Source organism: Pseudomonas sp. zjy_15 (assembly GCF_043101865.1).
GTDB classification, from domain to species: Bacteria; Pseudomonadota; Gammaproteobacteria; order Pseudomonadales; family Pseudomonadaceae; genus Aquipseudomonas; species Aquipseudomonas putida_Y.
The window spans coordinates 145,221-172,100 of record NZ_JBICII010000034.1 but is presented as its reverse complement, the minus strand read 5'-3'; the positions used below and the strand labels follow the sequence as shown (position 1 = coordinate 172,100).

At 62.9% G+C, this 26,880-nt stretch carries 21 protein-coding genes and 1 riboswitch; of the genes, 8 read left to right on the top strand and 13 right to left on the bottom strand.

Annotated elements, in window-relative coordinates:
• Positions 1–114: 114 nt before the first annotated feature.
• On the bottom strand, positions 115–1,443 hold the full coding sequence (locus ACF8EF_RS06815) for an MFS transporter (protein WP_392461285.1): 1,329 nt from the start codon (positions 1,441–1,443) through the stop codon (positions 115–117).
• A gap of 163 nt (positions 1,444–1,606) precedes the next feature.
• On the opposite strand from ACF8EF_RS06815, the gene ACF8EF_RS06810 reads away from it, so the two are divergent.
• Together ACF8EF_RS06810 and ACF8EF_RS06805 are read left to right on the top strand one after the other, a co-directional pair.
• Entirely contained in the window at positions 1,607–2,704 is a 1,098-nt protein-coding gene (locus tag ACF8EF_RS06810; protein ID WP_392461286.1) for a sugar diacid recognition domain-containing protein, read from the top strand.
• A gap of 141 nt (positions 2,705–2,845) precedes the next feature.
• Entirely contained in the window at positions 2,846–3,985 is a 1,140-nt protein-coding gene (locus ACF8EF_RS06805; protein WP_252461330.1) for a glycerate kinase, read from the top strand.
• 20 nt (positions 3,986–4,005) lie between these two features.
• Here ACF8EF_RS06805 and ACF8EF_RS06800 read toward each other — a convergent pair whose 3' ends face one another.
• Positions 4,006–4,905 carry a LysR substrate-binding domain-containing protein gene (locus tag ACF8EF_RS06800; RefSeq protein WP_392461287.1) on the bottom strand — a complete coding sequence of 300 codons (900 nt, stop codon included), beginning with the start codon at positions 4,903–4,905 and terminating at the stop codon, positions 4,006–4,008.
• A 127-nt stretch (positions 4,906–5,032) separates the two neighbouring features.
• Here ACF8EF_RS06800 and ACF8EF_RS06795 point away from each other — a divergent pair, with 127 nt between their 5' ends.
• Positions 5,033–6,079, top strand: a complete 1,047-nt coding sequence (locus tag ACF8EF_RS06795; RefSeq protein ID WP_392461289.1) for an SMP-30/gluconolactonase/LRE family protein — start codon at positions 5,033–5,035, stop codon at positions 6,077–6,079.
• On the opposite strand, the gene ACF8EF_RS06790 is transcribed toward ACF8EF_RS06795, so the two are convergent.
• The 4 genes from ACF8EF_RS06790 to ACF8EF_RS06775 all read right to left on the bottom strand — a co-directional run bounded on the left by ACF8EF_RS06790 (position 6,069) and on the right by ACF8EF_RS06775 (position 13,951).
• Positions 6,069–7,049, bottom strand: a complete 981-nt coding sequence (locus tag ACF8EF_RS06790; RefSeq protein ID WP_176686031.1) for a site-specific integrase — start codon at positions 7,047–7,049, stop codon at positions 6,069–6,071. The genes ACF8EF_RS06795 and ACF8EF_RS06790 overlap by 11 nt on opposite strands.
• A 60-nt stretch (positions 7,050–7,109) precedes the next feature.
• Positions 7,110–9,437, bottom strand: a complete 2,328-nt coding sequence (locus tag ACF8EF_RS06785) for a putative bifunctional diguanylate cyclase/phosphodiesterase (RefSeq protein ID WP_392461291.1) — start codon at positions 9,435–9,437, stop codon at positions 7,110–7,112.
• Positions 9,438–9,518: 81 nt separating this feature from the next.
• Positions 9,519–10,502, bottom strand: coding sequence for an SCO family protein (locus ACF8EF_RS06780; RefSeq protein WP_392461293.1), 984 nt, complete (start codon positions 10,500–10,502; stop codon positions 9,519–9,521).
• Between the two features lie 56 nt (positions 10,503–10,558).
• The gene (locus ACF8EF_RS06775) at positions 10,559–13,951 is read right to left on the bottom strand and encodes an Ig-like domain-containing protein (protein ID WP_392529033.1); all 3,393 of its coding nucleotides are present in this window, start codon (positions 13,949–13,951) and stop codon (positions 10,559–10,561) included.
• A gap of 252 nt (positions 13,952–14,203) precedes the next feature.
• A riboswitch (TPP riboswitch) is annotated at positions 14,204–14,318 on the top strand.
• Positions 14,319–14,396: 78 nt separating this feature from the next.
• Between ACF8EF_RS06775 and ACF8EF_RS06770 the strand changes: the two genes are divergently transcribed.
• The 5 genes from ACF8EF_RS06770 to codA all read left to right on the top strand — a co-directional run bounded on the left by ACF8EF_RS06770 (position 14,397) and on the right by codA (position 19,662).
• Complete coding sequence (locus ACF8EF_RS06770) at positions 14,397–15,044, top strand: TenA family protein (protein ID WP_176684255.1); 648 nt, start codon at positions 14,397–14,399, stop codon at positions 15,042–15,044.
• On the top strand, positions 15,041–15,706 hold the full coding sequence (locus tag ACF8EF_RS06765) for a TenA family protein (protein WP_392529031.1): 666 nt from the start codon (positions 15,041–15,043) through the stop codon (positions 15,704–15,706). The genes ACF8EF_RS06770 and ACF8EF_RS06765 overlap by 4 nt, the downstream gene beginning before the upstream one ends.
• A gap of 230 nt (positions 15,707–15,936) precedes the next feature.
• Complete coding sequence (codB, locus tag ACF8EF_RS06760; RefSeq protein WP_176684253.1) at positions 15,937–17,202, top strand: cytosine permease; 1,266 nt, start codon at positions 15,937–15,939, stop codon at positions 17,200–17,202.
• Positions 17,199–18,416 carry a PucR family transcriptional regulator gene (locus ACF8EF_RS06755; RefSeq protein WP_392461297.1) on the top strand — a complete coding sequence of 406 codons (1,218 nt, stop codon included), beginning with the start codon at positions 17,199–17,201 and terminating at the stop codon, positions 18,414–18,416. Before codB ends, ACF8EF_RS06755 begins: the two co-directional genes overlap by 4 nt.
• 4 nt (positions 18,417–18,420) lie before the next feature.
• Complete coding sequence (codA, locus tag ACF8EF_RS06750) at positions 18,421–19,662, top strand: cytosine deaminase (protein ID WP_176684251.1); 1,242 nt, start codon at positions 18,421–18,423, stop codon at positions 19,660–19,662.
• A 13-nt stretch (positions 19,663–19,675) separates the two neighbouring features.
• Here codA and ACF8EF_RS06745 read toward each other — a convergent pair whose 3' ends face one another.
• The 7 genes from ACF8EF_RS06745 to ACF8EF_RS06715 all read right to left on the bottom strand — a co-directional run bounded on the left by ACF8EF_RS06745 (position 19,676) and on the right by ACF8EF_RS06715 (position 26,771).
• Complete coding sequence (locus ACF8EF_RS06745) at positions 19,676–20,623, bottom strand: ornithine cyclodeaminase family protein (protein ID WP_176684250.1); 948 nt, start codon at positions 20,621–20,623, stop codon at positions 19,676–19,678.
• The gene (locus ACF8EF_RS06740; protein WP_392461299.1) at positions 20,620–21,609 is read right to left on the bottom strand and encodes a threonine/serine dehydratase; all 990 of its coding nucleotides are present in this window, start codon (positions 21,607–21,609) and stop codon (positions 20,620–20,622) included. The genes ACF8EF_RS06745 and ACF8EF_RS06740 overlap by 4 nt, the downstream gene beginning before the upstream one ends.
• A gap of 93 nt (positions 21,610–21,702) precedes the next feature.
• Positions 21,703–22,308, bottom strand: coding sequence for a transcriptional regulator (locus ACF8EF_RS06735; RefSeq protein WP_392461300.1), 606 nt, complete (start codon positions 22,306–22,308; stop codon positions 21,703–21,705).
• A gap of 226 nt (positions 22,309–22,534) precedes the next feature.
• A complete protein-coding gene (locus ACF8EF_RS06730; RefSeq protein WP_392461302.1) occupies positions 22,535–22,978 on the bottom strand; it encodes a heme-binding protein in 444 nt (147 codons plus the stop codon).
• Between the two features lie 2 nt (positions 22,979–22,980).
• On the bottom strand, positions 22,981–24,324 hold the full coding sequence (locus ACF8EF_RS06725) for an amidohydrolase family protein (protein ID WP_392461304.1): 1,344 nt from the start codon (positions 24,322–24,324) through the stop codon (positions 22,981–22,983).
• A 173-nt stretch (positions 24,325–24,497) separates the two neighbouring features.
• Positions 24,498–25,655 (bottom strand): alpha/beta hydrolase family protein, encoded by a 1,158-nt coding sequence (locus tag ACF8EF_RS06720; RefSeq protein WP_392461306.1) that lies wholly within the window; start codon positions 25,653–25,655, stop codon positions 24,498–24,500.
• A 177-nt stretch (positions 25,656–25,832) separates the two neighbouring features.
• Positions 25,833–26,771, bottom strand: coding sequence for a LysR family transcriptional regulator (locus ACF8EF_RS06715; RefSeq protein ID WP_020191687.1), 939 nt, complete (start codon positions 26,769–26,771; stop codon positions 25,833–25,835).
• Positions 26,772–26,880 lie beyond the last annotated feature (109 nt).

Below are 26,880 nucleotides of genomic sequence, written 5' to 3'. Positions count from 1 at the left end.
TTGAGCTGACGATCGGTGGAGGGTTTGAATTTCGTATGGCTTGGGTGGGCCTCTTCGCGGGCTTGCCCGCCCACAGGCTTGAAACTTGTGGGAGTGGGCAAGCCCGCGAATGCCTCAACTCGCCCGCGCAGTGCTCAGCGAACCCGCTCGCGTTACACGCAAGGCCACCAGGCTACCCACTACGATCAACGCCGCGAGCGAATACAGTGCGGCATCGGTTGAGCCGGTCTGGTCCTTGATGAACCCGACCAGGTACGGGCTGAGGAACCCTGCCATCTGGCCTACCGAATTGATGATCGCCAGACCTGCCACGGCAGCTCCGGCACTGAGCAGCGCGGTGGGCATTGGCCAGAACATCGGCAGGCCGGTAAGCGCGCCCATGGTGGCGATCGACAAGCCAAGAATGGCAATGCTCGGGGTACCGGCGAAGTTCACCGCAATCAGCAGGCCGACGGCGCCCATCAGCATTGGCACCACAAGGTGCCAGCGGCGCTCGCTGTGCAGGTCGGCCGAGCGCCCGCAAAGGATCATGAACACACCCGCCAGCAAGTACGGGATGGCGCTGAGCCAGCCGATCAGCAGCGGGTTGTCGAAGCCCATGCTCTTGATGATCGAGGGTAGCCAGAAGTTGATCGCGTACACACCGCTCTGGATGCAGAAGTAGACGAAGCCGAAGGTCCAGATCAGCGGGTTGGTCAATACGGCCAGCACGCTGTCGCTGGTGGTGTTCGGTTTGCTTGCGGCATCGGCCTGCAGGTCGGCAGCGATCAGTTGACGTTCAGCCGGGCTCAGCCAGGCGGCTTTCTGGTAGCCGTCACTGAGCAGGAACACCGCCAGTACGCCCAAGGCCACGGTTGGCAGGCCCTGGATCAGGAACATCCACTGCCAGCCGGCCAGGCCGTGCTGGCCGGCGGCAAAATGTTCGAGGATCCAGCCGGAGAACGGCCCGCCAAGCAGACCCGATACCGGGATCGCCGACATGAAAAGGGCCATGATGCGGCCGCGCCGGGCCGCCGGGAACCAGCGCGAGAGGTACAGCACCACACCCGGGAAGAAGCCGGCTTCGGCAGCGCCGGTGAGCAGGCGCAGGGTGTAGAACTCGGTAGGGGAGGTGACGAACAGCAGGCAGGTGGACAGGCTGCCCCAGGCGATCATCATCAGGGCGATCCAGCGCCGTGGGCCGAAGCGATTGAGGGCCAGGTTGCTTGGCAGGCCGCACAGTACGTAGCCGATGAAGAAGATGCCGGCGCCAAGGCCGTACACCGTTTCGCTGAATTTCAGAGCGTCGAGCATTTGCAGCTTGGCAAAGCCGACGTTGACGCGGTCCAGATAGTTGAACAGGTAGCAGATGAAAATGAACGGAATCAGCCGCAGGGTGATACGCCGGTACAGCGCGTTACGGGTGGTGTCCGTGCCTTGGTCAGGGGCGGGGCTGTGTGCCATGATCGGGTTCTCTGTTGTTATGGTTTTCGCCGCGTCGCCTGTTTCGGCGCTCGCCCTGACGAGTCTCGGGGACTGCGGCTAGCCTGTCTTTGTGCTTTTGCACAGCGCTTGGCCCAGGCTGCTGTGCCCGAGCCCAAAAGCCAAACACCTAAAGGACCACGCAATGTTCGAACTCGACCATGACCTGGCACAGGATATCGTTGACCGGGCAATGGCCATCTTGCCTTGCAACGTCAATGTCATGGACAGCCAGGGGTTGATCCTGGGCAGTGGTGAACCGGAGCGCATCAACACCCGTCACGAGGGGGCGCAGCTGGTTTTGGCCAATGGCCGGATCGTGGAGCTGGATACCGACGCGGCCAAGTGCCTGAAGGGCGTGCAGCCTGGGGTGAACCTGCCATTGATGCTTGATGGGCGACTGATGGGTGTGTTGGGCCTGACCGGTGACCCGCAGCAGGTGCGCACCTATGGCGAGCTGGTACGCATGACCGCCGAAATGCTGCTGGCCCAACGCAATTTACAGGCTGACCAGCAATGGCGAAGGCAGCGCTGTGACGACCTGCTGGCGCTGTTGCTCGGCGGCAGCGGTAACGCCCCGCGCTTGCTGGACGAAGCCCGTCAGTTGGGTTTGAAACCTCAGCTGCCGCGGATTCCGTGCCTGTTTGAAATTACCTCGGGGGCACCTGCCGAGGCGCTGGCCGCATGGTTGATGAGCCGTTATCCGGATAGCTGGTGTGTCAGCCCGGCCCGCCAGTCGTTGCTGTGGTGCCGCCCGGCCGGCGTGGCACTGGATGAACTGCGCCTGCTGGAACGCCTGCAACGCCACGGCTGGGACATTGAGCGACTGGCCCTGGGTAGTGCAGCGCAGAGTCTGGAGCAGTTACGCCGTGGTTACCGCCGGGTGCGTGACTTGCTGGCCTATGGCCGCGAGGTATTGCCCACCGAACGATTGCTCAGCCTGCAGCGCTACCGGCTGCCGGCGCTGCTGTGGCGCCACCGTAACGACGACGCGCTGGACGAGTTGATGGAGCCGTTGCAGCGCATCCGCGCCAAGGACAGCAGTGGTCAGTTACTCGTCACTCTGCGCGCCTGGTGTGCCCATGACGGCCAGAGCCAGTCCTGTGCCGATGCCCTGGGCATCCACCGCAACAGCCTGCGCTATCGACTGGAGCGGATAGCCGAGCTGGGAGAGGTCGACCCGTTGCGCCTGGAAGGGATGCTTAGCTTGTACTTGGGGTTGCAGCTGTTGCCAGCTGACTGAAGGGTTCACTTGCCGGCGATTGGGCGAGAACAGGCAAAAAGGCATCTGCCCAAACAACCCGGCCAGCGATTTGTGCATTTGACCGAGGTCACCTTGGCTGCCACCTGTCAGCATGCTGCTCATCAGGACAGGAGAAACCCCATGAAGATCGTCATTGCCCCCGACTCGTTCAAGGACAGCCTCGACGCTGCCGGTGTCGCCCGCGCCATCGCTGCAGGCCTGAACGAAGCGTGGCCGGAGGCTGAACTGGTCGAGTGCCCGATGGCCGACGGTGGCGAAGGCACCATGGAAGCGATCCTGGCCGCCAGCCACGGTGAACTGCGCCGCCAGGCCGTGCGCGGGCCATTAGGGCAAAGCGTCGAGGCCAGCTGGGGCTGGTTGCCGCAAGATCGCACCGCAATCATTGAAATGGCCCAGGCCAGTGGCCTGCAACGGGTGCCAACCGGCCAGCGCGATGCTTGCCGCAGCAGCACCTGGGGTACCGGTGAACTGATTGCCGCAGCCCTCGCCGCCGGAGCCCTGCGTGTGGTGCTGGCGATTGGCGGCAGCGCCACCAACGATGCCGGCAGTGGTATGTTGCGAGCGCTTGGGCTACGCCTGCTGGATGCTGACGGGCAAGCACTGGAAGAGGGCGGCCTGGCCTTGTCCAAGCTGGCCCGTATCGACGCCAGCGGCCTCGACCCGCGCCTGGCCGAGGTGCAGTTTGAAGTCGCGGCGGATGTCGACAACCCATTGTGTGGCGCCAACGGCGCATCGGCCATCTTCGGCCCGCAAAAAGGTGCCAACCCGCAGCAAGTGGAGGCGCTGGACCACGCGCTGAAGCACTTTGCCGACCATTGTGCGCTGCTGTTGGGCGAGGATGTGCGCGATTACCCTGGTTGTGGCGCGGCCGGTGGCATGGGCTTCGCTGCCCGGGCATTCATGGATGCGCAGTTCCGTCCAGGGGTGGAAGTCGTGGCTGAGCTGGCTGGCCTTGCCGCCCTGGTGCAGGGGGCAGATCTGGTGGTGACTGGCGAGGGGCGTTTCGATGCCCAGACATTGCGTGGCAAGACGCCTATGGGTGTGGCACGGGTTGCCAAGCGCCATGGCGTGCCGGTGGTGGTGCTGGCCGGTACCTTGGGGGAGGGGTATCAACAGTTGTATGCCCATGGGGTCGATGCTGCGTTTGCACTGGCCAGTGGGCCGATGACCCTGGAGCAGGCATGTGCAAATGCTGCCGAGCTGTTGCAGGCCAGGGCTTGTGATATTGGTCGGTTGTGGCGCTGCGCGAAGCGAGGCTGAACACCACTGTTCAAGTGGCCTTAGGGCTGCGTCTGGAACATGGCAATGAAGTTGGCCAGCGCTGGCGAAGCATTCTGGGCGCTCCATTTCATGTACAACCCAAGCCCTGGGGCAGGCTGGTCATCGATAGGCTGGATCGGGCAAAACTGCACGCGTTCGCGCGGGGTCGAGCGGACGAACGACTCCGGCACCAGGGCCACGCCAAAGCCGCAGGCCACCAGGCCAAGCAGGGTGTGGATCTGCGCCGCCTCCTGCACGATCCTGGGGTAGAACCCGGCCGATTCGCACAGCGCAACCAACTGCGCGTGGTAGCCCCCGCCCAGCGCTTGCGGGGTGAACACGAAGTCCTCATCGGCAAACTCGCGCAAGTCGACAACTTCGTGCCGTGCCTTGGGATGGCTGGCGGGCAACGCCATGACGATCTGCTCGTCAAGCAGCAAGCGTGCCTCCAGGGTGCCGACTGGTAGCGGAAGCCTGCGCATGAAGCCAATATCCGCCTCACCGGCCAGCAAGGCCTTGGCCTGAGCGGCGGATGGCATCTCGCGGATGGTCAGTTGCACGTTCGGATAGGTTTCCCGAAAGCGGCGCAAGCGGTTGAGCAGCGAGTCGTAATAGGCGATGGAAATGGCCGTGATGGTCAATTTGCCGCTGACCCCCGCAGAAACGTTGCGCGCGTACTCGATCCCTTGTTCCAGTTCGGCAAGCGTGCGGTAAGCGGTGTCGAGAAACGCTGCACCCGCTGCGGTCAGACGCACCTCGCGCTTGTTACGCAGAAACAGGCCAAAGCCGAGCTTTTCTTCAAGCCGGTTGATCGCCTGGCTCAGCGGTGGCTGCGCCATGTGCAGGCGCTGGGCGGCCTTGTGAAAGTGCAGCTCTTCGGCCACGGCGATGAATTGCCTGAGCAAACGTGTTTCGATCATCCAGCATTCCTGCAGCGTGGCGACACGGCGGTGATATCCATGGGATATCAAAGTTGCATGCTTTTAATATTAAGTCATTGATTTTTTTGTTGATATCGTAAAAAAGGAGAATTGAAGGTAGCCAGAAATGCCCGTTACTCACCTGGCCGGTGCGCTGTGCCATCACACTCATGACAGCGATGGCCAGTACACCGCCACGCGCTTCAACAAAGACAGCGGCGTCAGCTATCGTCTTGACCTCGGCCGTGTGCAGGCCAGCGACCTGGCACAGGTGGCCGAGCGTAGGAGACGCATCAAGGAATGCAACTACGTGCCAGTCAAAGTTGCCAACGCACGCGCGGACCTTGGTGAAAGCCTGGTCTGGGATGAAGGCAGTGGCGTGCTGTACTTTGTCGATATCTCTGGCGGGCGCATCAACTGCCTGGCACCTGATGGCGAAGTCGATTGCCTTTACGAGTCTGCCGCGCGCATTGGCGCCCTGGCGCTGACCGACCGAGGCAACCTGATTTTCACCGAGGATGCCAGCGTGGCCATCTTCGATGTGCCAACGCGCAAGGTGCGCCAGCATTCGGCATCGGTTCATCCGCGCTCGACTTTCCGCTTCAACGATGGCGCCTGCGACCCGCAGGGACGCTTCGTCACCGGCCTGATGGACGAGGCCCCCAGTGGCAATACCGGGGCGCTTTTTCGCTTTGACTGGCAATTGAGCGACCAGGTGATTCACGATGACATGGCCTTGCCCACCGGCCTTGCCTGGTCGCAGGACGGCCACACGGTGTATTTCGTCGATTCGGCGGCGCGTGCGATCTACCGCGCCGAGTACCTCATCGAAGGCCGGCTGGGCGCTGTTACGCTGTTTGCCGAAACTCCCGCCGAACTGGGCCGGCCGGATGGCCTGGCGCTGGACCGCGAAGGCGGGCTGTGGGTGTGCCAGTACCATGGCAGTTGCCTGCTGCGCTACGACCGCCACGGGCACCTGACCGACCAGGTGTTGATGCCAGTACCGTGCCCCACCAGCTGCTGCTTTGGCGGGCCCGGGATGAACACCTTGTACATCAGCACCGCGCGTTACGACATGATGCCAGAAGACCTGCACCATTATCCGGACGCTGGCGACCTGTATGCCATCCGCCCGGAAACGGGCGGCGTCGCCAGGCACAGCTTCAAGGAATAAGCGGTTGCACCTGACTGGCCGGTAGCACGGCCAGTTCGCCAAAGCGTTGCGCCGAGTCGATGTAGCGCAGCGCCGACTTGGCATCTTTCCAGCCCACATAGCTCATCAGCGATTTCAGTTCCCAACCATTGGCGGTTGCCCAGGTGGCGAAGCCACGCCGTAGCGAGTGGCCGGTATACAGCGCCGCCGGCACCCCGGCGCGTTCCAGCATGCGCCGCAGCAGGCCGACCAGGCTGTTGCTGTTGAGCGCGCTGTCGCCAAGGTTGCCCCAGCGGTCGAGTTTGCGGAACACCGGCCCGTGGGCAATACCCGCGACTTCAAGCCATTGCAGGTAGGCAGTGACAGGGCACAAGGCCTTGAGGGCTGGGGTGCGGTGCTGCACGCCCAAGGCTTCGCGGTCGCCCTTGCTGCGTGGCAGGAAAAGCGTAATGCCGACACCGGCTTCGGCCTGGATGTGTTCGATGCGCAGGCGTGCCAACTCATCGCCGCGAAAACCACGCCAGAAACCCAGCAACAGCAAGGCGCTGTCACGGCGAGCCCGGCGCAGGGCTGCCAAATCATGGTGCTCGCGGGCTTGTCGGGCTTCTTCTTCAAAACACGTCACAGCAGTTTGCAGGTGTTGCAGCAACAGCGGGGCGGCCTGTTTGGGTGGCGTCGGGTGCAGGGTGCGGATGCCGCGCAGCACCTGACGCACCAAGGGTGCCTTGGTCGGGTCGGGGAAACCTTGGGCGACGTGCCATTGGCTGAGCGCGGCCAGGCGTTGACGCAGGGTGCTGACGGCATGCTGGTCGGCATGATCGGCCAGGTAGCGGGCGATACTCTCGGCAGTGGCCGGGAGAAAACCGCCCCAGTGGCTTTCGAAATGTTCGATGGCGGCCTGGTAGCTGCGCCGGGTGTTGTCACGGGTGGCGGCGCGAAGGTAGCGCTCGATATCGGTCATGGTGCGGGTGTCGGTGTGTGATCGGTACACGATAAACCGAAATGCGTTGCCTGTCCTTGCCCAACGCCATCGGCAAGCCTGCCGTTGCGCTCAGTACACGCATGCCTTGTCCTCGATACCGTTGAAGGGCGGGTAAACCCACAGCTGCGGCAGCGACAGTGGCCGGCTGAAGTGGTAGCCCTGGGCGATATCGCAGCCGGCAAGCTTCAGATACACCACCTGTTCACGGGTTTCCACCCCCTCGGCCACCACTTCCAGGCCCAGGCGCTTGGCCAGGATGATGGTGGAGGACACGATAGGGCTGTCGTCATGGCTGTTGGACAGCGCCGCGATCAGCGAACGATCGATCTTCAGCTTGCTCAGGGGCAGTGAATGCAGGTGGGCAAAGCCGGCGTAGCCACGGCCAAAATCGTCCAGACTGATACCCAGACCTGCGCCGCGCAACGTATGCAGGTGCGCCACCGCCGTGCCTTCGGGGTCGAGAATGGTGGTTTCGGTAATTTCCAGCTCCAGCTGCTGGGGCGCGATGCCATGATGCTGCAACTTGCTCAGCAGCCGGTCAGCGAAGTCGGCTTGACGCAGTTGCAGGGCGGAGACATTGACGGCCAGCCGTGTCTTGCGGCCTTGGGCATTCCAGCTCGACAAGGCTTCACAGGCCAGCTGCAGTACTTCCCAACCCAGCTCGACAATGAAACCACTGCGCTCGGCCAGGCCGATGAAGCGGTCCGGGTACAGCAGGCCGAACTCGGGGTGGTCCCAGCGCACCAGCGCCTCGTAGCCCAGCACCTGGTGGGTGTCAAGGCGCATCTGCGGCTGGTAGTGCAGCACGAACTGGCGTTCGGCCAAGGCACTGCCGAACGCCTGTTCAAGGGTAAACGCCTGGATATCGGCCAGGTTCAGCGAGGGGTCGAAAAAGCGATACTGCGCGCGCCCTGCCTGCTTGGCCGAGTACATTGCCGCATCGGCGCTGCGTATCAGGCTGTCGATGTCCTGGCCATCACGCGGACAGATGCTCACCCCTACGCTGGGGCTGGTGTTGACCTCTTGGCCATCCAGGGCGTAGGTGGCCGACAGTTTCTGCACCAGTTCGTGGACCCAGGCGTTGATCTGCTCCTCGCTGCGCTCGCCGGCCAGCAGCACCACGAATTCGTCGCCGCCAAAGCGCGAAGCCTCGTCGCCGGGCTCCAGCAGGCGCTGGATACGCCCGGCCACGGCCTGTAGCAGCAGGTCACCAATCTTGTGTCCAAGCGAATCGTTGATCGACTTGAAACGGTCCATGTCGATGAACAGGATCGCCATCAGTCGGCGCTTGCCACGTTGCCGAGTCAGCACCTGGCTGGCCACTTCGACGAACTGGCGACGGTTGTGCAGGCCGCTGAGGTGGTCGGTGGCGGCGGCGTGGCTGCTGCGCCGGTGTTCGTCCTCCAGGCGCACGATCAGCTGCTGATTGACCTGCTGGGCATGTTCCAGCGCATCGAATGCCTCCTGGCGCTTGCGTAGCAGGCGCAAGGTCCATAGCAGGCTGGCCAGGATCATCAGGGTCATGCTCAGGTTCAACCAGAATTGCCGGGAATAGGCCAGCGTCGAGGGTGTGAGGATTTCTGCCTGGCGCTGGCTGACCACCACGCTGAAGCCTTGCTCGGGTACATGGCGGTACACGCTTTGGTAGGCATCACCCGCTACGTACTGGGTCAGCATGCCCGCTTCGGTGTTTAGCGCCGGCAGCGGGGGCTGCAATAGGTCGCCGGCAGTCACCGTGCCGCTGTTGTCGATGCGCAGCCGCTCCAGGCCGTCATCCTGCAGCAGACGCACCAGGCCACTGTTGCCCAGGTCGATAGGCTGGAACAGCACCGCCAGGTAGCCGACGTCCAGTTGCACCATCAAAATGTTGTCGATTTCCCGGCCGGTCGAATTGGTCAACGGCAGCAGGAAGGGCAGGCGCCAAGTGGGCAGGGTAGCGGTTTGGTTGACAGGCTGAATGCTTGGCAGGAAAGGTTTGAAACCGTAGCGGTCAATGTGCCGTTGCAGTTGGCGCAACCAGTCTGCCGGCAACTCGGCGGCCTCATCGGTATGGCTGGCCGACAGCAGCCGGCCTTGTCGGTCGTACAGGCTCAAGCGCTTGAAAACTGGGTCTGCTACCAGGCTGGGTGCCGGGCGGAAGTTGCCCTGACGCAGCGCTTTCATATCGTCCTGGGTAACACGACCCACCGCCTGGGCGCGGTCGACAAGCTGTCGCAGGCTTTCGCCCAAGATGTTGGCCAGGTTCAGGTGCTCGATGGCCTTGGCCGACAGTGCATCCTGTCGGGCGGCGGCTTTTTGCGTGACGTGCAGCCCCCAGAGAAAGGCCAGGGTCGCTGCACAGAGTATCAGGATCAGCAGTCGCAGAAGGCTGGATGAGGAAAGCGAACGGCGAATCACTGCTGATAGTTCCCGACCCTGGGTGATGCTCGAAAAATACGACAGCGAGATGACAGCCTGATGACTGATGGCTAATCGCCTTTAGGGGATTCCCTTATTTGCAACGGGTGTCTGCAGGCGTGCCGTTTCTTCTTCGAGGTAGCTTATCAATGCGCTGACTTCGGCATCGCCCAGGCGCATGTTGGGCATGGCCAGGCGGTTGTATTGTTCGAACAGCAGCATGGCCAAGGGGTCTTTTTCGGCCAGCATCTGGTCGGGCACCTTCAGCCAGCGGACCAGCCAGTTGGCGTCACGCTGGCGGGTCACGCCCAGCAGGTCGGGACCTATGCCTGGTTGGCCTGGCTCGGTGTTGCCCACGGTGTGGCAGGAAGAGCAACGGGTGCGGAAGATCTGCTCGCCGCTGCTGGGTGTGCGCATCTGCGGCGCTTGAGCGTAGTCATTGGTCATGGCGCTGGCCTGCTTCCAGTTGTGCAAGCTGTTGCCGAGGCGGTCGGCGAGGATGTACGGGCTTTCGAAAGGCGAGGCTTTCATCCAGCGGCCGGTGGCCTGGTTGCCGATGATGAGGCTCAGGTTGTGGTCTTTGGAGCGGCCGTTTTCCAGGCCATCGATCCACAGCCCCAGGCTGCGGCGTAGTTGCTCGATATCGTCAGGTTCGCCGGTCAGCAAGGTCCAGCCTGGGCCGATGCTGAACTTTTCGGCATAGCGCTTGAGGGTGGCGGGGGTGTCGTTATAGGGGTCGATGCTGATGGAGTAGAGGAAGATATCCTTGCCGACCCGGTCACCGAGGATTTTCTGTACCTGGCGCAGGCGTGCGGTTTCCACTGGGCAGGAATCGGAGCAGCCGGTAAAGATGAAGTTGATGGCAACCACCTTGTCCTTGATAAGGTCGTCGAAGAAATGCACTTCTTCGCCATCCTGGGTGAGCAGGGGGATGTTGGGGAAGTAGTTGGCCCCCCAGGGAGTGGCAGCTGCTTCGGCCACCGTTTGTTGCGGGTGCAGTGGCCAGAACGGAATGCTGGCGGCGAACAACGCAAGTACCAGCAGGAAACGCCATGAGCCGGGCATGATGCGGTCCTCGTGGGTTGGCTGAGCGGGGCCGCATAGGGGTCCCCGCTTTGCACTCACTTGTATTTGACTGGCGCTGTCACCGTCTGGCCCAGTGCCGATTTCACCGTGACCGTCGCTGGCGTGGCCGGGCCAAAGCCGGTGGTGGTCACCGCTACCCGCCAACGGGCCCCCGTAGTCGTGGCAGTCAGCGTCGCGTTCCCCAGGCTTACCGGACCACCGGTGGTTGCTGCAGTCACACTGATGCTGTTGCCCGTGGCCACCGTGGTAGTCCCCTGCACATCCCAGGTGAAACGGTTGCCGCTGCGTTCCTGCACCGTGGCACTGGTGACCTTGAGTTCGTCGGCCGCTGCTGCTGCGGTTACGGCGATGCTGACCGTGGCCGGGGCCACCGACTCGGCACCCTTGGTATCACGCGCCGTGTAATTGAAGCTGGCCGTGAATGGCGTGGCGACCGTAGCGGGCGGGCTGTACGTTACGGTGGTGCCGTCAGTGCTGACGGCACCCTGGCCGGAGTCCGGCTGGCTGAGGCCGGTTACCGTGAGCGGTACATTGCCGTCCGGGTCACTGTCGTTGGCCAGCACGTTCAGGGTGATCGGTGTGCCAGCCGTCGTTGCGGCACTGTCATTGGCCGCGACGGGTGGTTTGTTGGCCGGGTCGTCATTGTCGTCGTGGGTTTTGGTGCGGAACGTTGGCAGGCCCACCGAGGCCATGTAATGCACGCCATCCCATCCCGGCAGCGGGGTCGGCATCACCTGGAACTGCCCCGGGTGTTCAATGTCCCAGCGCAGCAGCATCGAAGAGTCCTCGTGCTGTGTGTTGTGGCAGTGCTCCATGTAGGTGCCGGCAAACTCGCGGAAGCGGATGGCCATTTCCACCTCGATGGACGAATCAGTATCCGGCCCGATTCGGTACACATCCTTGCGCGCCCATTTTTCCCATTCTGGCGGGGCCTTGCCGTCGCGGCTAAGAATCACGCCTTCCTCGAAGTGCACGTGTACCGGGTGGCTCCAGCCATTGCCGGCGTTGACGATATTCCACACTTCCAGGGTGCCGTCGCCGCTGAAACCAGCGTCGGTAGACTGGTTGGCCAGTTGCGGTGCGGCACTGATGCGGCGTGGGTCCATGCTGTAGCCAAAGCCGCCGTCGGTCTTGATGGTCCACGGGGTGGTGTCCGTACCGTCAGAGCGGCCAAAGATGAACTCGCGGTGGCGGGCATCCTTGAGTTTGGCCTGGTCGGCTGCGGCGTCGCGGTCAATTGGCAGGGGCAGCATTTTCAGGCCGGCAGCCTTGCCTGGCTTGGCCGGCTCATAGGCTACCGGGTCCATGCTCAGGTCCTGGCCGGTGTACGGTTGCACCCACAGTTGCAGAAACTTGCCGACTGCCGGATCGCCCTTGTCCCACTGCGGGCCTTTGCTGGTCTGCTTTATCACCGCCTTGTATTTTTCCGACAGCACGTCGGCCAACGGGATAGCTTGCTTCGGACCTTTGCCGGAGTCGTGCTCCATCAGGTTGACGAAGTACAGCTTGTCGCCTGCCTTGATGCCATTCCTGGCGAAGTTGATGATGTCGTAGCGCTCGGCAATGCCCTGCAGTGGCAGGATGCCGTTGTTGTCTTGCAGGTTGCCGTCACCATTGAGGTCCATCGTGCCGTCGAATGGCACCGCGTGTTCCATGATGTTGCCGTCGTTGGCGATCATGTGGAACGGCACCCGCGCATACGACACGTTGGAGCCGGACGGGCCTTTGAACTCGCCACTGTTACCGGCAATTTCCCGCACCACGGCGAACTTGAAGTAGCGTGAAACCGAACCGTTGAGGATACGGAAACGGTAACTGCGCGCACGCACCTTGAGCCTGGGCTGGTACTGCCAGTTGACCAGGATCTGGTCACCGAGGAAGCCGTCAGTGTTGAACGGGTTGAACCACAGCTGGCCGTTTGCATCCCAGGCCTTGTCGGCTATCACCAGGTTGACGTCATAGTCACGGTTACCCCAAGGCATGGCTGAGCCACTTGGGAAGCGCAGGTTGACACCGTCCTGCAGGGCCTCGTTGCCGCGGTCCAGGGCGCTGTAGTAGTTCATCATCACGGCGTTGCCTTTGTAGACGTTCTGCGCCGTGAAATCCATCATGTGGCCGTGGAACCAGTGGGTACTCATGGTTTCGCGCCAGTCACCACGAATCTTGATGCTGCCGTTCTCGCAGGTTTTCAGGCCCGGTGTGCCATCGTTGACGAACAAGGTTTCACCCGGCGAGCAGGGGAAAGCTGCTCGCGGGTCCTGGGCACGGGTGTTGATGGTGTCGTAGCCGGCCAGCTGCACCGGCCAGCGGTAGTCGTAGTACTGGCCGGGGAAGAAGTACGCGTTGGCAAAGCCGTCGCTTTCGGCCGGGGAGTGGCCGTTGTGCTCGTGGGTCGAGATGGTATGCAGGCCAAAGCCGCCGTTGGCCGACGGGTCAATCGGCAGGGCGTTGTAATGGCGCATCAGGATTGGCTGGCCGTAGCGCACCATCAGCAGCTTGGGCGGGAAAGTGCCGTCGAAGGTCCACAACGATTTGTGGTTTTGCAGCGGCATGTTTGGGTGGAAGCGTATGTCGATACCCTTGGTGGTGCCCAGCGTGGTCGGAATGTCCGACGTCTGGTAGTACAGGCCTCCTGGGGCAAATTCACCGACGGCATAGTTGTGCAGTTGCTTGCGGTCGCGCAGGCCGAGGTTGATGCGCGCACCGGCCTGGGCGGTCTTGAACGCTGCCTGCGGGTAGAACTCGTTCCAGCGCTGGTGCGACCAGCCTTTTCCTGGTGGCCGGCCTTCAGCGGGCGAGCCGACCGGCTGGCGGTTGAGGAACATCTCGATCTGCGCCTTCCATGGGTTGCGGTCCAGCACGTTGGCGTACTGGGTCGGGAACGGGTACAGGCCGGGTTGCTTGAGGAACGCTTCCAGTGCGCTGCCACTGGGTCCGCTGCGTGCCACCACGTTGGGGTCTTGCGCGGGGGCCGCGCCGAGGGTGGGGACCGGAAAGGTCAGATCGGGCGCCGGCGTGGTCGGGTCGAGCTTCTCTGGCCCGAACTCTTCGAACAGCAACAGTTGCTGGGTGAAAGGTTGCGCACCGAACAACGGGCTGGGTTTGCCGTTGGTAGGGTACTTGTCCGACGTTTGCAGGGCAGGCGGCAGCACGTTGTCGGTGCGTACCGTGCTGCGGTCGCCATATACGCCATCGGTCAGCTCCAGCGCGCCCTCGTTGGCCTCGGGCAAGGTTTTCAGCTCAAGCAAGGCAGCGGTCGGGTCGTCCGGCTGGTCAGTGTAGGCCGACGGGTCGGTCGGCGGTGGCGGGCTGTTGTCGTCGAGGGGGGCTGCCATGGCCGTGATCAACCCCAGGCTGATCATCAGCGCAGTGACGGAGGACAGATGGAACGCGCGCCTGGACGCGTGGCTCATGGCGGATGTTTTCATTGGCTTAAGCCTCTGTTGCGGCCTTACGGCCTTAAGCCATCAATGGCGTTTTGCCCGTTAAATGGCCATGAGCAACAGCTATGCCAACAGATATTTCAGTAATGCTTTGACATACAAAACCTTGCAGCGCCTGGCGTGCACTAAACGATGGCGCGTCAAGAATGGGGGCAGATACCCATTAGCGGGTCACCATTGCCCACAGTTCGGGGAGTTGGAGAGTAGTGACAGGCGCGGCGCCCTCGGGTATACCTGAACGCCACCAAGGGGAGCCCGGCAATGGGCTGAGAAACCGCTGAACGCTACAGCGCGGTGACCCTTCGAACCTGATCCGGATCATGCCGGCGAAGGGATGGGGCTTGTAACCTGCCTTTTTGCCGGCCTCACTGCGAGGCCAGTCCATGCCAACTTTCAAGGTCTCGCTGTCACCCTCATCAAGGACAGCAACATGACCGAACGTTTCAGCCAGTCCCTGCGCCGCCAGTGCGAGCCGACCTGGTCGGCGGCCGTTGGCCACCGTTTCGTGACCCAATTGTGCGACGGCAGCCTGCCTGACCCGATCATGGTCAGCTACCTGGTTCAGGACCACCGTTTTCTCGACAGCTTCCTGACCCTGCTGGGCGCGGCGATCGCCACCGCTGACACGTTTGAAGCCCGCCTGCGCTTCGGCCGCTTTGCCGGGATGATCTCCAGTGACGAGAACACCTATTTCCTGCGTGCCTTCGAGGCCCTGGGTGTCAGCCCGGCGCAACGCAGTGAACCGGCCGATACCGCGCCTACCGCAGGTTTCAAGGCGATCATGCGCGAAGCGGCAGCCACCCGTTCCTACGCAGCGGCACTGGCGGTGCTCAACGTCGCCGAAGGGCTGTATCTGGATTGGGCGCTCAAGGCGCCGAAACCGATGCCGGACAACTTCGTCCATGCCGAGTGGATCACCCTGCACGACAACCCGGCGTTCCAGGCATTCGTCGCTTTCCTGCAGGCCGAACTGGACCGCGTCGGCCCGCAGGAGGCCGCATTGGCCAGTGACTTCTACCAGCGCACCGTGGCGCTGGAGCTGGCTTTCTTCGATGCAGTGTACCCGGAGGGCAAATGAGCATGGATATCTTCGAGCGCCTCAAGGCCGCCGCCACGCCACAATGGAACAGCTACGTAGACCATGACTTCGTGCGTCAGATGGGCGAGGGCACGCTGAGCGAGGAAGCGTTCCGAACCTACCTTGTGCAGGATTACCTGTTCCTGATCCAGTTCGCCCGCGCCTGGGCGCTGGCCGCCTACAAGAGCCGTCGCCCGACCGACATTCGCGCGGCGCAGGCCGGGCTGGCGGCGATCCTGGATGAAACAGAGCTGCACTTGCGCCTGTGCGCGCGCTGGGGCTTGACCCAGGCAGACATCGAAGCCGCGCCAGAGCACCAGGCCACGGTGGCATACACCCGTTACGTGCTGGACTGCGGCGCTGCCGGCGACCTGCTGGAGCTGCATGTGGCACTGGCACCTTGCGTGATCGGCTATGCCGAAATCGGCCGGACCCTGGCCGAGCGCATTGGCGACTTGAGCAATCACCCCTACCGCGAGTTGATTGGCGAGTATGCCGGGGAGGGCTACCAAGGGGTGGCCGCAGCAGCGCGCAAGCACCTGGACGAACTGGCAGCGCGCAGCATGACCGAACAGCGGTTCGCCGAACTGGCAGGGATTTTTGGCCAGGCCTCCAGCCTGGAGGCTGATTTCTGGCAGATGGGGCTGGACGGGATCGTGTAAACCGCCGTGGGCTGGGTGATTACTACCCAGCCTGAGCCCGCTTTGGTGCATGAACGCCTCAAAATAAGTCGTCCCGCACACTTCAAATCGTCAGATCGCGGCTTTAATGTGCACAGTGCATATGGATTTCTGGGCGACCAGCCCGATTTTTCCGGGTGGCGGCGCAGTAAAAAAAGCGGCCCGCATATTGCTCTTTCTGCTCCCGACTACACACCCGGAGCCCCCGTGCAATGAGCTCACCCAACGAATTCCCCCTCAGCGAAGCCCCGCAGTCCGCCCGTAGGGGCCTGCTGCCGATCGCGATGGTCTTGTTCAGCTTCACCTTCTTTACCGGCACGATGTTCGCCGGCGGCAAGCTGGGCATGGCATTCAGTTTTGTCGACATGCTGTGGGTGGCTACCCTTGGCAACAGCCTACTGGCCTTGTATGCCGCAGTGCTGGCCTTCATCGCCTCGCGCAGCGGGCTGAACACCGTGCTGATGGGGCGCTTCTGTTTCGGTGAAGCGGGGAGCCGGCTCTCGGATTTTCTGCTGGGTTTTGCCGAACTGGGCTGGTATGCCTGGGGCACGGCTACGGTGGCCATCGTGCTGGTCAAGCTGCTGGGGCTGGCGGATGGCTTCGGCATGCCTTTGATGGTGCTGTTCGGGCTGGGTTTCAGCATTACGGCCATCATCGGTTTCAAGGGGCTGGATGTGTTGTCGCGGGTGTCGGTGCCATTGATGTTCGTGCTGCTGTTGGTGTCCATGTACATCGCCACCCGTGATGCCGGTGGCTTTGCCGGCCTGGCTGCAGTCGTCCCGCATGAAACCATGACCTTTTCGGCGGCAGTCACCATGGTTTTCGGCACCTTCGCCAGTGGCGCCACCCAGGCCACCAACTGGACACGGCTGGCACGCAGTGGCCGGGTAGCGGTGACCGCCAGCGTGGTGGCATTCCTCCTTGGCAACGGCCTGATGGTGGTGGCCGGCGCGTGGTGCGCGATGGTTTACCAGCAGGCCGATATCGTCGACGTGATGATGCTGCAGGGTCTGTCGTTCGCGGCGGTGGTGATGCTGTGCCTGAACCTGTGGACCATTCAGGGGCCGACCATCTACAACGTGTCGGCCGCCGCCTGCCATTTGTTGCGCAGTGAGCGCCGGCGCACGGCAACCCTGGTGGCGGCCGGAGTTGGGATTGTGCTGGCGATGGGTGGCATGTACGAAATGCTGATCCCGTTCCTGGTGCTGCTGGGGTCGATCATTCCGCCGGTGGGTGGGGTGATCATGGCTGACTTCTGGTATCGCCACCGCGGCAAATACCCGGCGCTGGGTGCGGCAAACCTGCCACGCTACAACCTCACCGGGCTGCTTGCCTATGCCGTGGGCGCTGTACTGGCCTATGCCTCACCGTGGGTCGCGCCGCTGGTGGGCATCGCCGCCTCGGCAGTGTGCTACATCGTCATTCTGGAGCTGGGCGCACGCCGCCGGGCGCCACGCCAGGCGGGTGTCGAGCCGTGAGCCTGGCGCTGGACGAGATCCTGCGTTTGCCCGGCCTGCACGAAATGCATGTGCGGGCCGGGGCGCGCAACCTGCAACGGCGGGTACGCTGGCCTTACGTGGCGGAGAACGAGGGTATCGCCGAATGGGTGATGGGCGGCGAACTGGTGTTCGTCACCGGCATCAACCACCCGCGCGGCGAAGCCAACCTGCTGAGCCTGGTGGAGGATGGCGACGCCGTGGGCATTGCCGGCATGGTGATTCTCACCGGCGGCAGTTTCATCCAGAGCATCCCGGCGCCCGTGATCGCGCGCGCCGAGCAACTGGGCTTGCCGCTGATCGAACAGCCCTACGCGCTGAAGATGGTGGTGGTCACCCACCTGATCGGCACTGCACTGGTGCAGATGAGCCAGGTGCGCCGCTCGCGCAACGACATCCTTGGCCAACTGCTGACGGGCGACTACCCGAGCCTGGCGATTGCCCGGCAGCGTGCAGCGCACCTGCAACTGGCGCTGGACAAGCCGCGGCGCCTGCTGGCGTTGCGCCTGACGGGCGTGGACGCCTTGTTCGAGCGCCAAGGGCTGGCCCACGGCGAGCGTACCTGGCAAGCCACCCGGCAGGCCCTGGAAGACCAGCTGGAAGCCTGGTGCCGCCAGCGGCCTGACAGTGTGACAGCGCAACTGCCGGGCGACCTGTTCGTAGTGCTGCTGGCCGATACGCACGACTTACCCGAGACGTTGGGTGCGCTGTACCGGCAGTTGCAAGCCGCGACAGGTGAACTGGGCCTTTACATGGGCCTGTCGAGCCTCGCTGACGATTGCGCGCATTACCGCCAGGCCCTCAACGAGGCACGCCAGGCGCTGGATGTAGCGCAGCATCTGCGCCCGGTCAACGGCTATTGCAACTTCAGCGAGCTTGGCGTCCTGCGCCTGCTGCAAGGTATTGTCGACCGCTCGCTGATCGACGATTTCGTCAGCCGCACCCTCGGCCCGCTGATCGCCCCCGGGCGCAAACACGCCAATGCCCTGGTGCATACCCTCGACGCCTTGCTAATGGAAAATGGCAACGGGCTCAAGGCCGCACAACGCCTGGGGCTGCACCGCAACACCATCAATCAGCGCATCCAGCGCATCGAACAACTGAGCGGGCAGTCGCTGGACGACCCGCTTTTTCGCATGAATGCTTCGGTCGCCATGCTGGTATGGCGCATGAGCGAAGCCCACGGCAAGGAGTAACAGCATGAACATTATCAACGCACGCCTGCGCGGCAAGCCTGGCCTGTTCCGCGTCGAACTGAACGGCGAGCGCATTGCCGCCATCGTGCCCCAGACCGACGCCGTGGCGCCCGCTACGGTCAATGACCTGGACGCCGGACAAAACCTGGTGGTCGCGCCCTTTGTCGAGCCGCACATTCATCTGGATGCCACGCTGACCGCTGGTGAGCCGAAGTGGAACATGAGCGGCACGTTGTTCGAAGGCATTGAGCGCTGGTCCGAGCGCAAGGAAATCACCACCCACGACGACATCAAGACCCGTGCGAAAAAAACCATCGGCATGCTGGTGGACCACGGTATCCAGCATGTGCGCACCCACGTCGATGTGACCGACCCGAAACTCACCGCGCTCAAGGCCATGGTCGAGGTGCGTGACGAAGTGCGTGAGCTGATCGACCTGCAGATTGTCGCCTTCCCGCAGGAGGGTATCGAGTCGTACGCCAACGGCCGGGCGCTGATGACTGAGGCCGTGGCAATTGGCGCCGACGTCGTCGGCGGCATTCCGCATTTCGAAAATACCCGCGACCAGGGGGTATCGTCGGTGAAGTTCCTGATGGACCTGGCCGAGCGTACCGGCTGCCTGGTGGACGTGCACTGCGACGAGACCGACGACCCGCAATCGCGCTTCCTCGAAGTGTTGGCCGAAGAAGCGCGGGTACGCGGCATGGGGGCCCGGGTCACGGCCAGCCACACCGTGGCCATGGGCTCGTATGACAATGCGTATTGCTACAAGCTGTTCCGCCTGCTCAAGCTGTCGGGCATCAACTTTGTGTCGTGCCCGACCGAGAGCATTCACCTGCAAGGGCGCTTCGACAACTACCCGAAACGTCGTGGCGTTACCCGCGTCGCCGAGATTGACCGCGCCGGCATGAACGTGTGCTTCGGCCAGGATTCCATCGTCGACCCGTGGTACCCGCTGGGCAATGGCAACATCCTGCGCATTCTCGAAGCAGGCCTGCACATCTGCCACATGCTCGGCTATGAAGACCTGCAGCGCTGCCTGGACCTGATTACCGAGAACAGCGCCCGCACCCTGAACCTGGGCGAGCGCTATGGCATCGAGGTGGGGCGGCCGGCGAACCTGTTGCTGCTGTCGGCGCCGGATGATTACGAGATGGTGCGCAGCCAGGGGCACGCTTTGGTATCGGTACGCAATGGCAAGGTACTGATGCAGCGCACGCCAGCGCAGGTGCAACGTTTGCGCTGACGCTGTTGTCGCCTCAGGTGCACAGGGCTGCCAGGGCGTAGCTTGCGACTTGCGCATCCTGCACTGCCACACCGGTCAGGTCCGCCAGGGTAATCTGGCTGTCGTGCTCACGCCCCTTGGCGCGGCCAGCCAGCAGCGTACCCAGCTCGATCAGCTGGTTAGCGTCGATCCGGCCGCTGCCGAGGGCATGGGCCACTTCGCCGTACTGGCTGCACTGGGCGATGGCGTCGACGATGATACGGTCTGCCCTGGCCACCAGTGCCGGATCCAGCTCCTGCTTGCCGGGCGCATCGGCACCGACGGCGGTGATATGCGTACCCGGCTGGACCCAATCGCTGTGCAACAGCGCCTGGCGAGAAGGCGTGGTGCAGACGATCAGGTTTGCAGCGCCCGCAACCTCGGCAGCATCCTGCGTGCTGTGCACTGCGAAGCCCAGCTCGCGGGCAAATGCCGTATAGGCCGCAAGCCCGCGTTCATGCCGGCCCCAGACAATCACCTGGCGGCAGTCGGTCACAGCGCGAAGCTGCTCAAGCTGCATCTGCGCCTGCATGCCGGTGCCGAGGATGCCAATGGCCTTGACCTGGGATGGCGCCAGCAGCCGGGCGGCGATACGCCCGGCCAACGCGGTGCGCATGGCAGTCAGCCAGCCTTGGTCCTGCAGCAGTGCCAGCGGCTGACCGGTGTGTGCAGACAACACAAGCATCAGGCCATCATTGCTCGGCAGGCCCTTGGACGGATTGTCGTAGAAGCCTGTCGAAAGCTTGACGGTGAAGGTCGGGCTGCCTTCGATGTAGGCCGACTTCACGCAACAGTCACCGTTCGCGCCCTTGAATGCGAAGCCCTGCACGGGCGGTACCTGCACCTTGCCTTCGGAGTAGGCGATGAAGCCTTCCTCCAGTTGGCTGACCGCGAGCTCCGGGTTGAAGCGGGCGATGATCTGCGCCTTGCTGAAGACCCTCATTGAACGGCCTCGAGGAACTTCTCCAGCAGGATGTTACGGCCACACAGGATCACCGCGACACGCTTGCCCTGATAGCGCTCGGCGAGCTTCTGCATGCCGGCGACCGCAACCGCTGCAGCGCCTTCGATGATCCAGCGCTCACTGCTGGCGATGTCGCGCATGGCGCAGCGGATTTCGTCCTCGCTGACCAGCACGGTATCGGTGAGCAGCGCCTGGCAAAGCGGGAAGGTGATGGAGCCTGGCTCGACGCCGCCAGCCGTGCCATCCGACAGCGTTTCGCAGGCATCCAATTCGATGATTTCACCGGCCTTGAGTGATTGCTGCAGCGTTGGGTCATTCGCCGGCCAGCAGCCGATGATCTCAGTGCCCGGCTTGAGTACGCGCAGGGCGGCGCCGATGCCGGAAATCATCCCGCCACCGCCCACGGCAACGAACACCGCGTCCAGGTCTGGCGCCTGCTCGAACAACTCCATGCCGATGGTGCCCTGGCCGGCAATGACTTGCAGGTCGTTGTAGGGGGACACGAAAGGTACGCCCTGGGCCTTGGCTTGCCTGGCTGCTTCCAGCTCTGCACTCAGCGGGTCGGTGGGCAGGCAGACCACTTCGGCGCCCAGCGCGCGCATTGCCTCTGTTTTGTATGCCGATGCGCCCGTGGTGGTGTAGACCTTCACTGGCACGCCAGCCATCTTGCCGGCCAGGGCCAGGGCCTGCCCATGGTTACCGGAAGAGGCGGCTATCACCCCCTGCTTGCGCGCCTCGGCCGGCAACAGGCGCACCTTGTTGCTGGCACCGCGAAACTTGAATGAACCGGTGTGCTGCAGGTGTTCGCATTTGAGCAGCACTTCACAGCCGGTCAGTGCCGACAAACGAGGGCTGTGCAAGAGCGGGGTAATGCTGACGGCCGGGCGGAGCGCCGCATGGGCCTCCTGAATGTTTTGGTGCAATGTATCAAGGAACTGGGCATCAACGGACGGGGTGGCTGGCATGACGGGTCCTTGCAGGCATATGGATAATTTGTCCACAATAGAATTATATTCCACCAATAGCAAGAGCGTGTGCCTACAGCCAGGCAATACCGCCTAGGCCCTGACTTCCTTCAGGTATTTGTACACGGTGGCCCGCCCCATGCTGAGGACGTTGGCAACGTAATCGGCGCCGCTGCGCCCCTCGAATGCACCCTCGGCATGCAAGGCCAGGACAAGGTTGCGTTTGTCCTTCATCTTCAAGGTCTGCAGCGACAGGTTATGCGCTTGCAGCCACGCTTGCAGGAAGGTGTTGATGCGCTCCTGCCAATCGTTGCGGAACAACGCATCCGGTTGCGGCTCCAGCCGACTCATCTGGAAGAACGCATCCAATGCCACACGCGCCTGCTCCAGCACCGACACGTTCAGATTGATGCACATCAGATACTCGGCTTCGCCTTGCGGATTGTGCAGCACAGCACTGATCGAGCGGACCTTCTGACCGTTCCAGTTGAGCTTCTCGTAAGGACCAAGGTTGGTACCCTTCAAAAGGTCCCCCAGTTCTGGACCGATTGCCGAATCATCGCCGAGCTTGCGATGTGAGAAATTATTGGCGATATGAACGATTGTCTGGCTGCGTATCTCATGAATGACGACTTCCGCGTGGGGGTACAGCAGCAGGGCAATGCTTTCAGCGATTGCCTGGTAATTTTCCAGTGTCATGCATTAGCCAATGATCTATTGAAGATCGCCTATGGTGGCCCTAGAGAATCCTGGGCACAAGACGGAGCTTTACCGGGTCAGGATCAAGTCCTGGCTGCGAGCCGTTCGCCTCGGCCATTGCTGCGTCAGCAGCATCCCAAGTCCTCCAGTGGGATCCGCAGCCGGCGAGCGACCTCGCCTTGGCCTGGCTCCGCCAATTGCTGGTGGAACAGGCCAAGGCGTTGGCTCAGGGCTGAAGATCGCCGCTGTCGCCGATCAGCCCAAGCGCTTCGATGGCCAGCAGCGCGCACCGCTCATCGTTGTCCGAGGTATCGCCACTGACGCCGATCGCGCCCAGTAGGCGGCCTTCTGCATCGCGCAGAAGAACGCCGCCTGCAACCGGAATCACCTCGCCACCGGTGAGGCTGTTGATGGCATCGAAGAACGCCGGCATGGTCTGGGCGCGGCGCGCCAGTTCGCGGCCGCCGAAGCCCAGGCCCAGGCAGCCGCGGGCCTTGCCGGTGGCGATCTGCGGCCGCAGGTAGCTGGCCTGCTCATCGCGCAGCACCGCCAACGGGTGGCCGGCGCTGTCGAGCACCGCTGCGGCCATAGGCTTCAGGTTCAAAGTGCGTGCCTGGTGCAGGGTCGCGACGGCCAGTTGCACTGCCAGCTCGAAGTTGAGCGTTGTCATGTTCACAGCCTCCATTTGCCGAGTTCGGACACGCGGTCGCGGGTGTAGAGGTCGGTCCATTTCAGCGAATTGAAGTCCGACACCTGCTTGGGGTTGTAGGCGGTGCGTTGCAGCCGTACCGGCTCGCCGGCCTTGTACACCGCTTGCAGGCGATCGCGGTCTTGAAGGATGCGGATGTCGTCCAGGGGCGAACCGTCGAGCACCAGCAGGTCGGCCTGTTTGCCCGGTTCCAGGGTGCCGAGCGTCTCGCCGCGCGGCATCAAGCGTGCGCCGACATGGGTTGCGGCGAATAACGCTTCGGCCGGGGTGAAGTCCAGGTGCCGTACCAGCAGCTCCAGTTCACGCGCGTGCCATTCGCCATAGGGCGTCACTGCAAAGCCGCTGTCGCTGCCGCAGGCGAAGGGTACGCCGGCGGCCTTGGCGCGCTTGAGTACCGGCGCGCCGAGCTCGAGGGTACGGGCGCAATAGGCGGCGTAGCCGGTGCTGACCGCGGGGTCATGGGGCTGGCAGAAGTCCACGGTGTTCTGCGGGAAGGTCATGGTCGGAGCGAGCACGCTGCCAGCCTCAAGCAGCGCTTCGATGCAGGCGTCATCCATGTAGAAGGCGTGGAACACCAGGTCGACGCCAGCCTTGGCCGCGTACATCACCGCTTCTCGGCCATAGGCGTGGGTAGCCACCCGGCAGCCGAGGCGATGAGCTTCGTAGACCATCTCACGGGTCTCGTCGGCGGTGAAAGCGGCGATGATTTCGCCGTTGGGGCGACGGTGAGTGCCGTCCATGGCGATCTTGATCAGGTCCACGCCGTCCTTGGCCTGCTTGCGGATCTGGGCAATGGCATCGTCACGGCTGGTGACCAGCGCGGCGGTGAAGTACTCAGGGGCGCCGACGCGGCTGGGGAACCAGTCGTTCAGGCTCTGTCGATTGGTGATGACTCGGCTGCTTGCAGCGATACGGGGGCCTTCGAACAGTCCGGCGTTGACCGTATTGCGCACGGCAATGCTGAGTTGGCCACTATCGCCAGGGCAGACCATGGACGTCACGCCGGCAGCCAGAACGTGCTGAGCGAAGAACAGCCCCCGCAGGGCGCGAAACTCGTCGCTGGTCCAGATGTCGATGTCTTCCTCGCTCTGGGAATTGCCAAACGCCAGGTGGGTGTGCACGTCCACCAGCCCGGGCATGACGAACTGGCCGTGGGCTTCACGGTCGCCGGGTTGCGGACGGGGTGCCTCGGCGGAAGGCCCGACATGGCGGATCACGCCGCCTTCGATGATCAATGTCTGACGTTGGCGGGTGTGCAGGCCAGTGCCGTCGAACAGGGTGGAGCAGTGCAGGTGCAGGGCACTCATTGGTGAGCTCTCTCATCTAGAGGGGTGGTGCAAGGCTAGGCCGTGGTGACTGCCCGGCACCAACAGATGCTATTGATGGCCAGGTATCGATGGCATCGATACCTAGCGCTCTCTGGCGCAGAAACAAGTACTGCGCCAATCGGCGCCGTCGAAGCCAGGGCCGGCAGCGCCGATCAGGCCGTGTGGCCGCCAAGGGTTTCGGCGATCCAGTCGGCGATGTAGTGCCCGGCATTGATGCTGTTGTCGAAGCTCGAGTGCTGCACGCCGCCTTCACGGCCAGTGAAAATCTTCAGTTCGCGTTTCGGACTGTTGACCAGTTGCTCGTAGGTGCGGTGTGCCCATTTAAGCGGGATCTGCGAGTCTTTCTCGCCGTGGGTGACCAGAAACGGTACGTGGATACGGTCGAGTACACCGTCGAGGTGTACGTTTTCGGCGATGCGCATGAAGTCGTCCAGGTCCTTCGCCCCCCAGACCCATTGCACATGCGCCCAGTAGTGTGGCACCGGGAAGTTGCCTTCCTTCTCCAGGCGACGTTTCTGCACGTCGCGCCAGTCGTGGTTGGCGCCCCACACCACGCCGCAAGCAAAGCGCGGTTCGAACGCCACTGCGCGCGGACAGTAGTAGCCGCCCAGGGAAACGCCTTCCAGGCCGATGCGCTTGGCATCGACATCAGCGCGGGTTTCCAGCCAGTCCACTATGCGGCTGGCCCAGTGTTCGCTGTCATGGCGCGCAGTCATGCCGTGGAGGCGAAGCGCTTCGCCGGTGCCGGGCTGGTCGACAACCAGCGAAGACACGCCTCGCCTGGCCAGCCAAGCAGGCAGGCCGACGCGGTATTTCATTTCCTTGGTCGAATCCAGCCCGTTGACTTGCACCAGCAGCGGTGCCGGGCCACTCACTCCCTCTGCGCGCACCAGCAGTCCCGAGAGGTGCTTGCCTTCATACGGGATCTCTACGCGCTCACAGTTCTCCTTGGCCAAATCGATGCCGCGGGCGAAGGTGTCGAGGAAGCGCTGATACAAGGCTGCACGACCCGGCGCGCCGTGGGCCTGCAAGCGTTCGCAGGTGAGGTAGTAGGTGGCCGCGCGGTTGTATTTTTCGCCGGCGGACAAGCGTCGGCCGGCGGTTTCGTCTTCTTCGGCCAAGCCGCACAGCTTGTCGGCCATGGTCGACCATATTTCCCGGAAGGCCTGGGTGCCGGCGGCGTCGGGCTGTTTGGCGGCTTCCTGCAGCGGTGCGCACATTTCCTCGATTTCACCCATGCGGGCACCCATTTCAATGGCCAGGTCCACCGAGAGGTTCCAGACGTAATTGGTGGGGAAGTAACGGAACATTCTTGTTGTCCTTCTGCGGTCGTGGAGTCCGGCGCCCACTTGAGCGACAGGCAGGGCGCGGTTTGAAGGCAAGGTACGCAGGCAGGGCAGGGTGGGGCCAATCGTGATCAGGGATGCGAGGTATTGCGAAACGCGATGCCCCAGCACCGTCGCGGTGTCTGGGGCGATGGTCACAGCTCAGGCGGTGGCGCGCAGAGCATCTGGCTGCGTGCTGGCGCACTGAATGACATCGCTGATGCGCTCGCGCAGCCATCTGTGCATGGGGTCGCCGTCCATGCTGCGGTGCCACAGCATGAATTCGCGCATAACCGGGATCTTCACTGGCGGTGGCAACAGGCGCAACGGCAGGTAGCCGGCATAGAGTTCGGCCAGTCGGCGGTGCATGGTGGCGATCCGCACGGTGCCCACCAACAACTGGGGCAGGGTGTTGAAGTCGTTGGTGATGACTTCCAGCCGCCGATTGAAGCCGTACTGGTTCATGAACCAGTCCTCGATGCTCAAGTGGCGGTTGCGGCCAAAGCCTACCGAGATGTGGCCCATCTGCATGTACTGCTCAAGTGTCAGATGCTCGCCCACCTCGGGGTTGTCGCGCCACACCACGCAGACATGATCTTCCTCGAACAGCAGCTGCGCCGGATGGCCCTCGATGAGATAGCGCTCGGGCACGATCATCATGTCGACCTCGCCTCGCATCAGCAATTCGGCGCTACTGTCGCCTGGGCCGATCATCTCGAAGGTAATGTGCGGCGCCTCCTGATGGATTTTCTGGATGACCTGAGCGAATACCACACTGATCAGGTAGTCCGAGGCCACCAGGCGGAAGTGTCGCTTGCTGGCGGCCGGATCGAACACCGGCTTGGCCGTTATCGAGGCGCGAATGGTCAGCAGCACCTCGCGTACCGGCTTGGCCAGTTCCAGAGCATAGGGGGTGGGCTGCATCTTGCGGCCGACCTGCACCAGCAACTCATCCTCGAAAAACGTTCGCAAACGCCCCAGCACCCCACTGGTGGCCGATTGAGTCATGTGCAGGCGCTCAGCGGCGCGTGTGATGTTTTGCTCCTCGAGCAGGATGTCCAGGGCAACCAGCAAGTTCAAGTCCAGGTGGTGAAAGCGCATGGTGATAGCTCTCGGTTCTTGTAGTTATTTTCGCGATACCTTCCCGCTGCATTGCCGCTACGTCAAGACCTTCAAGCCACGATACCTAGCCAACGCCACAGTACATGGG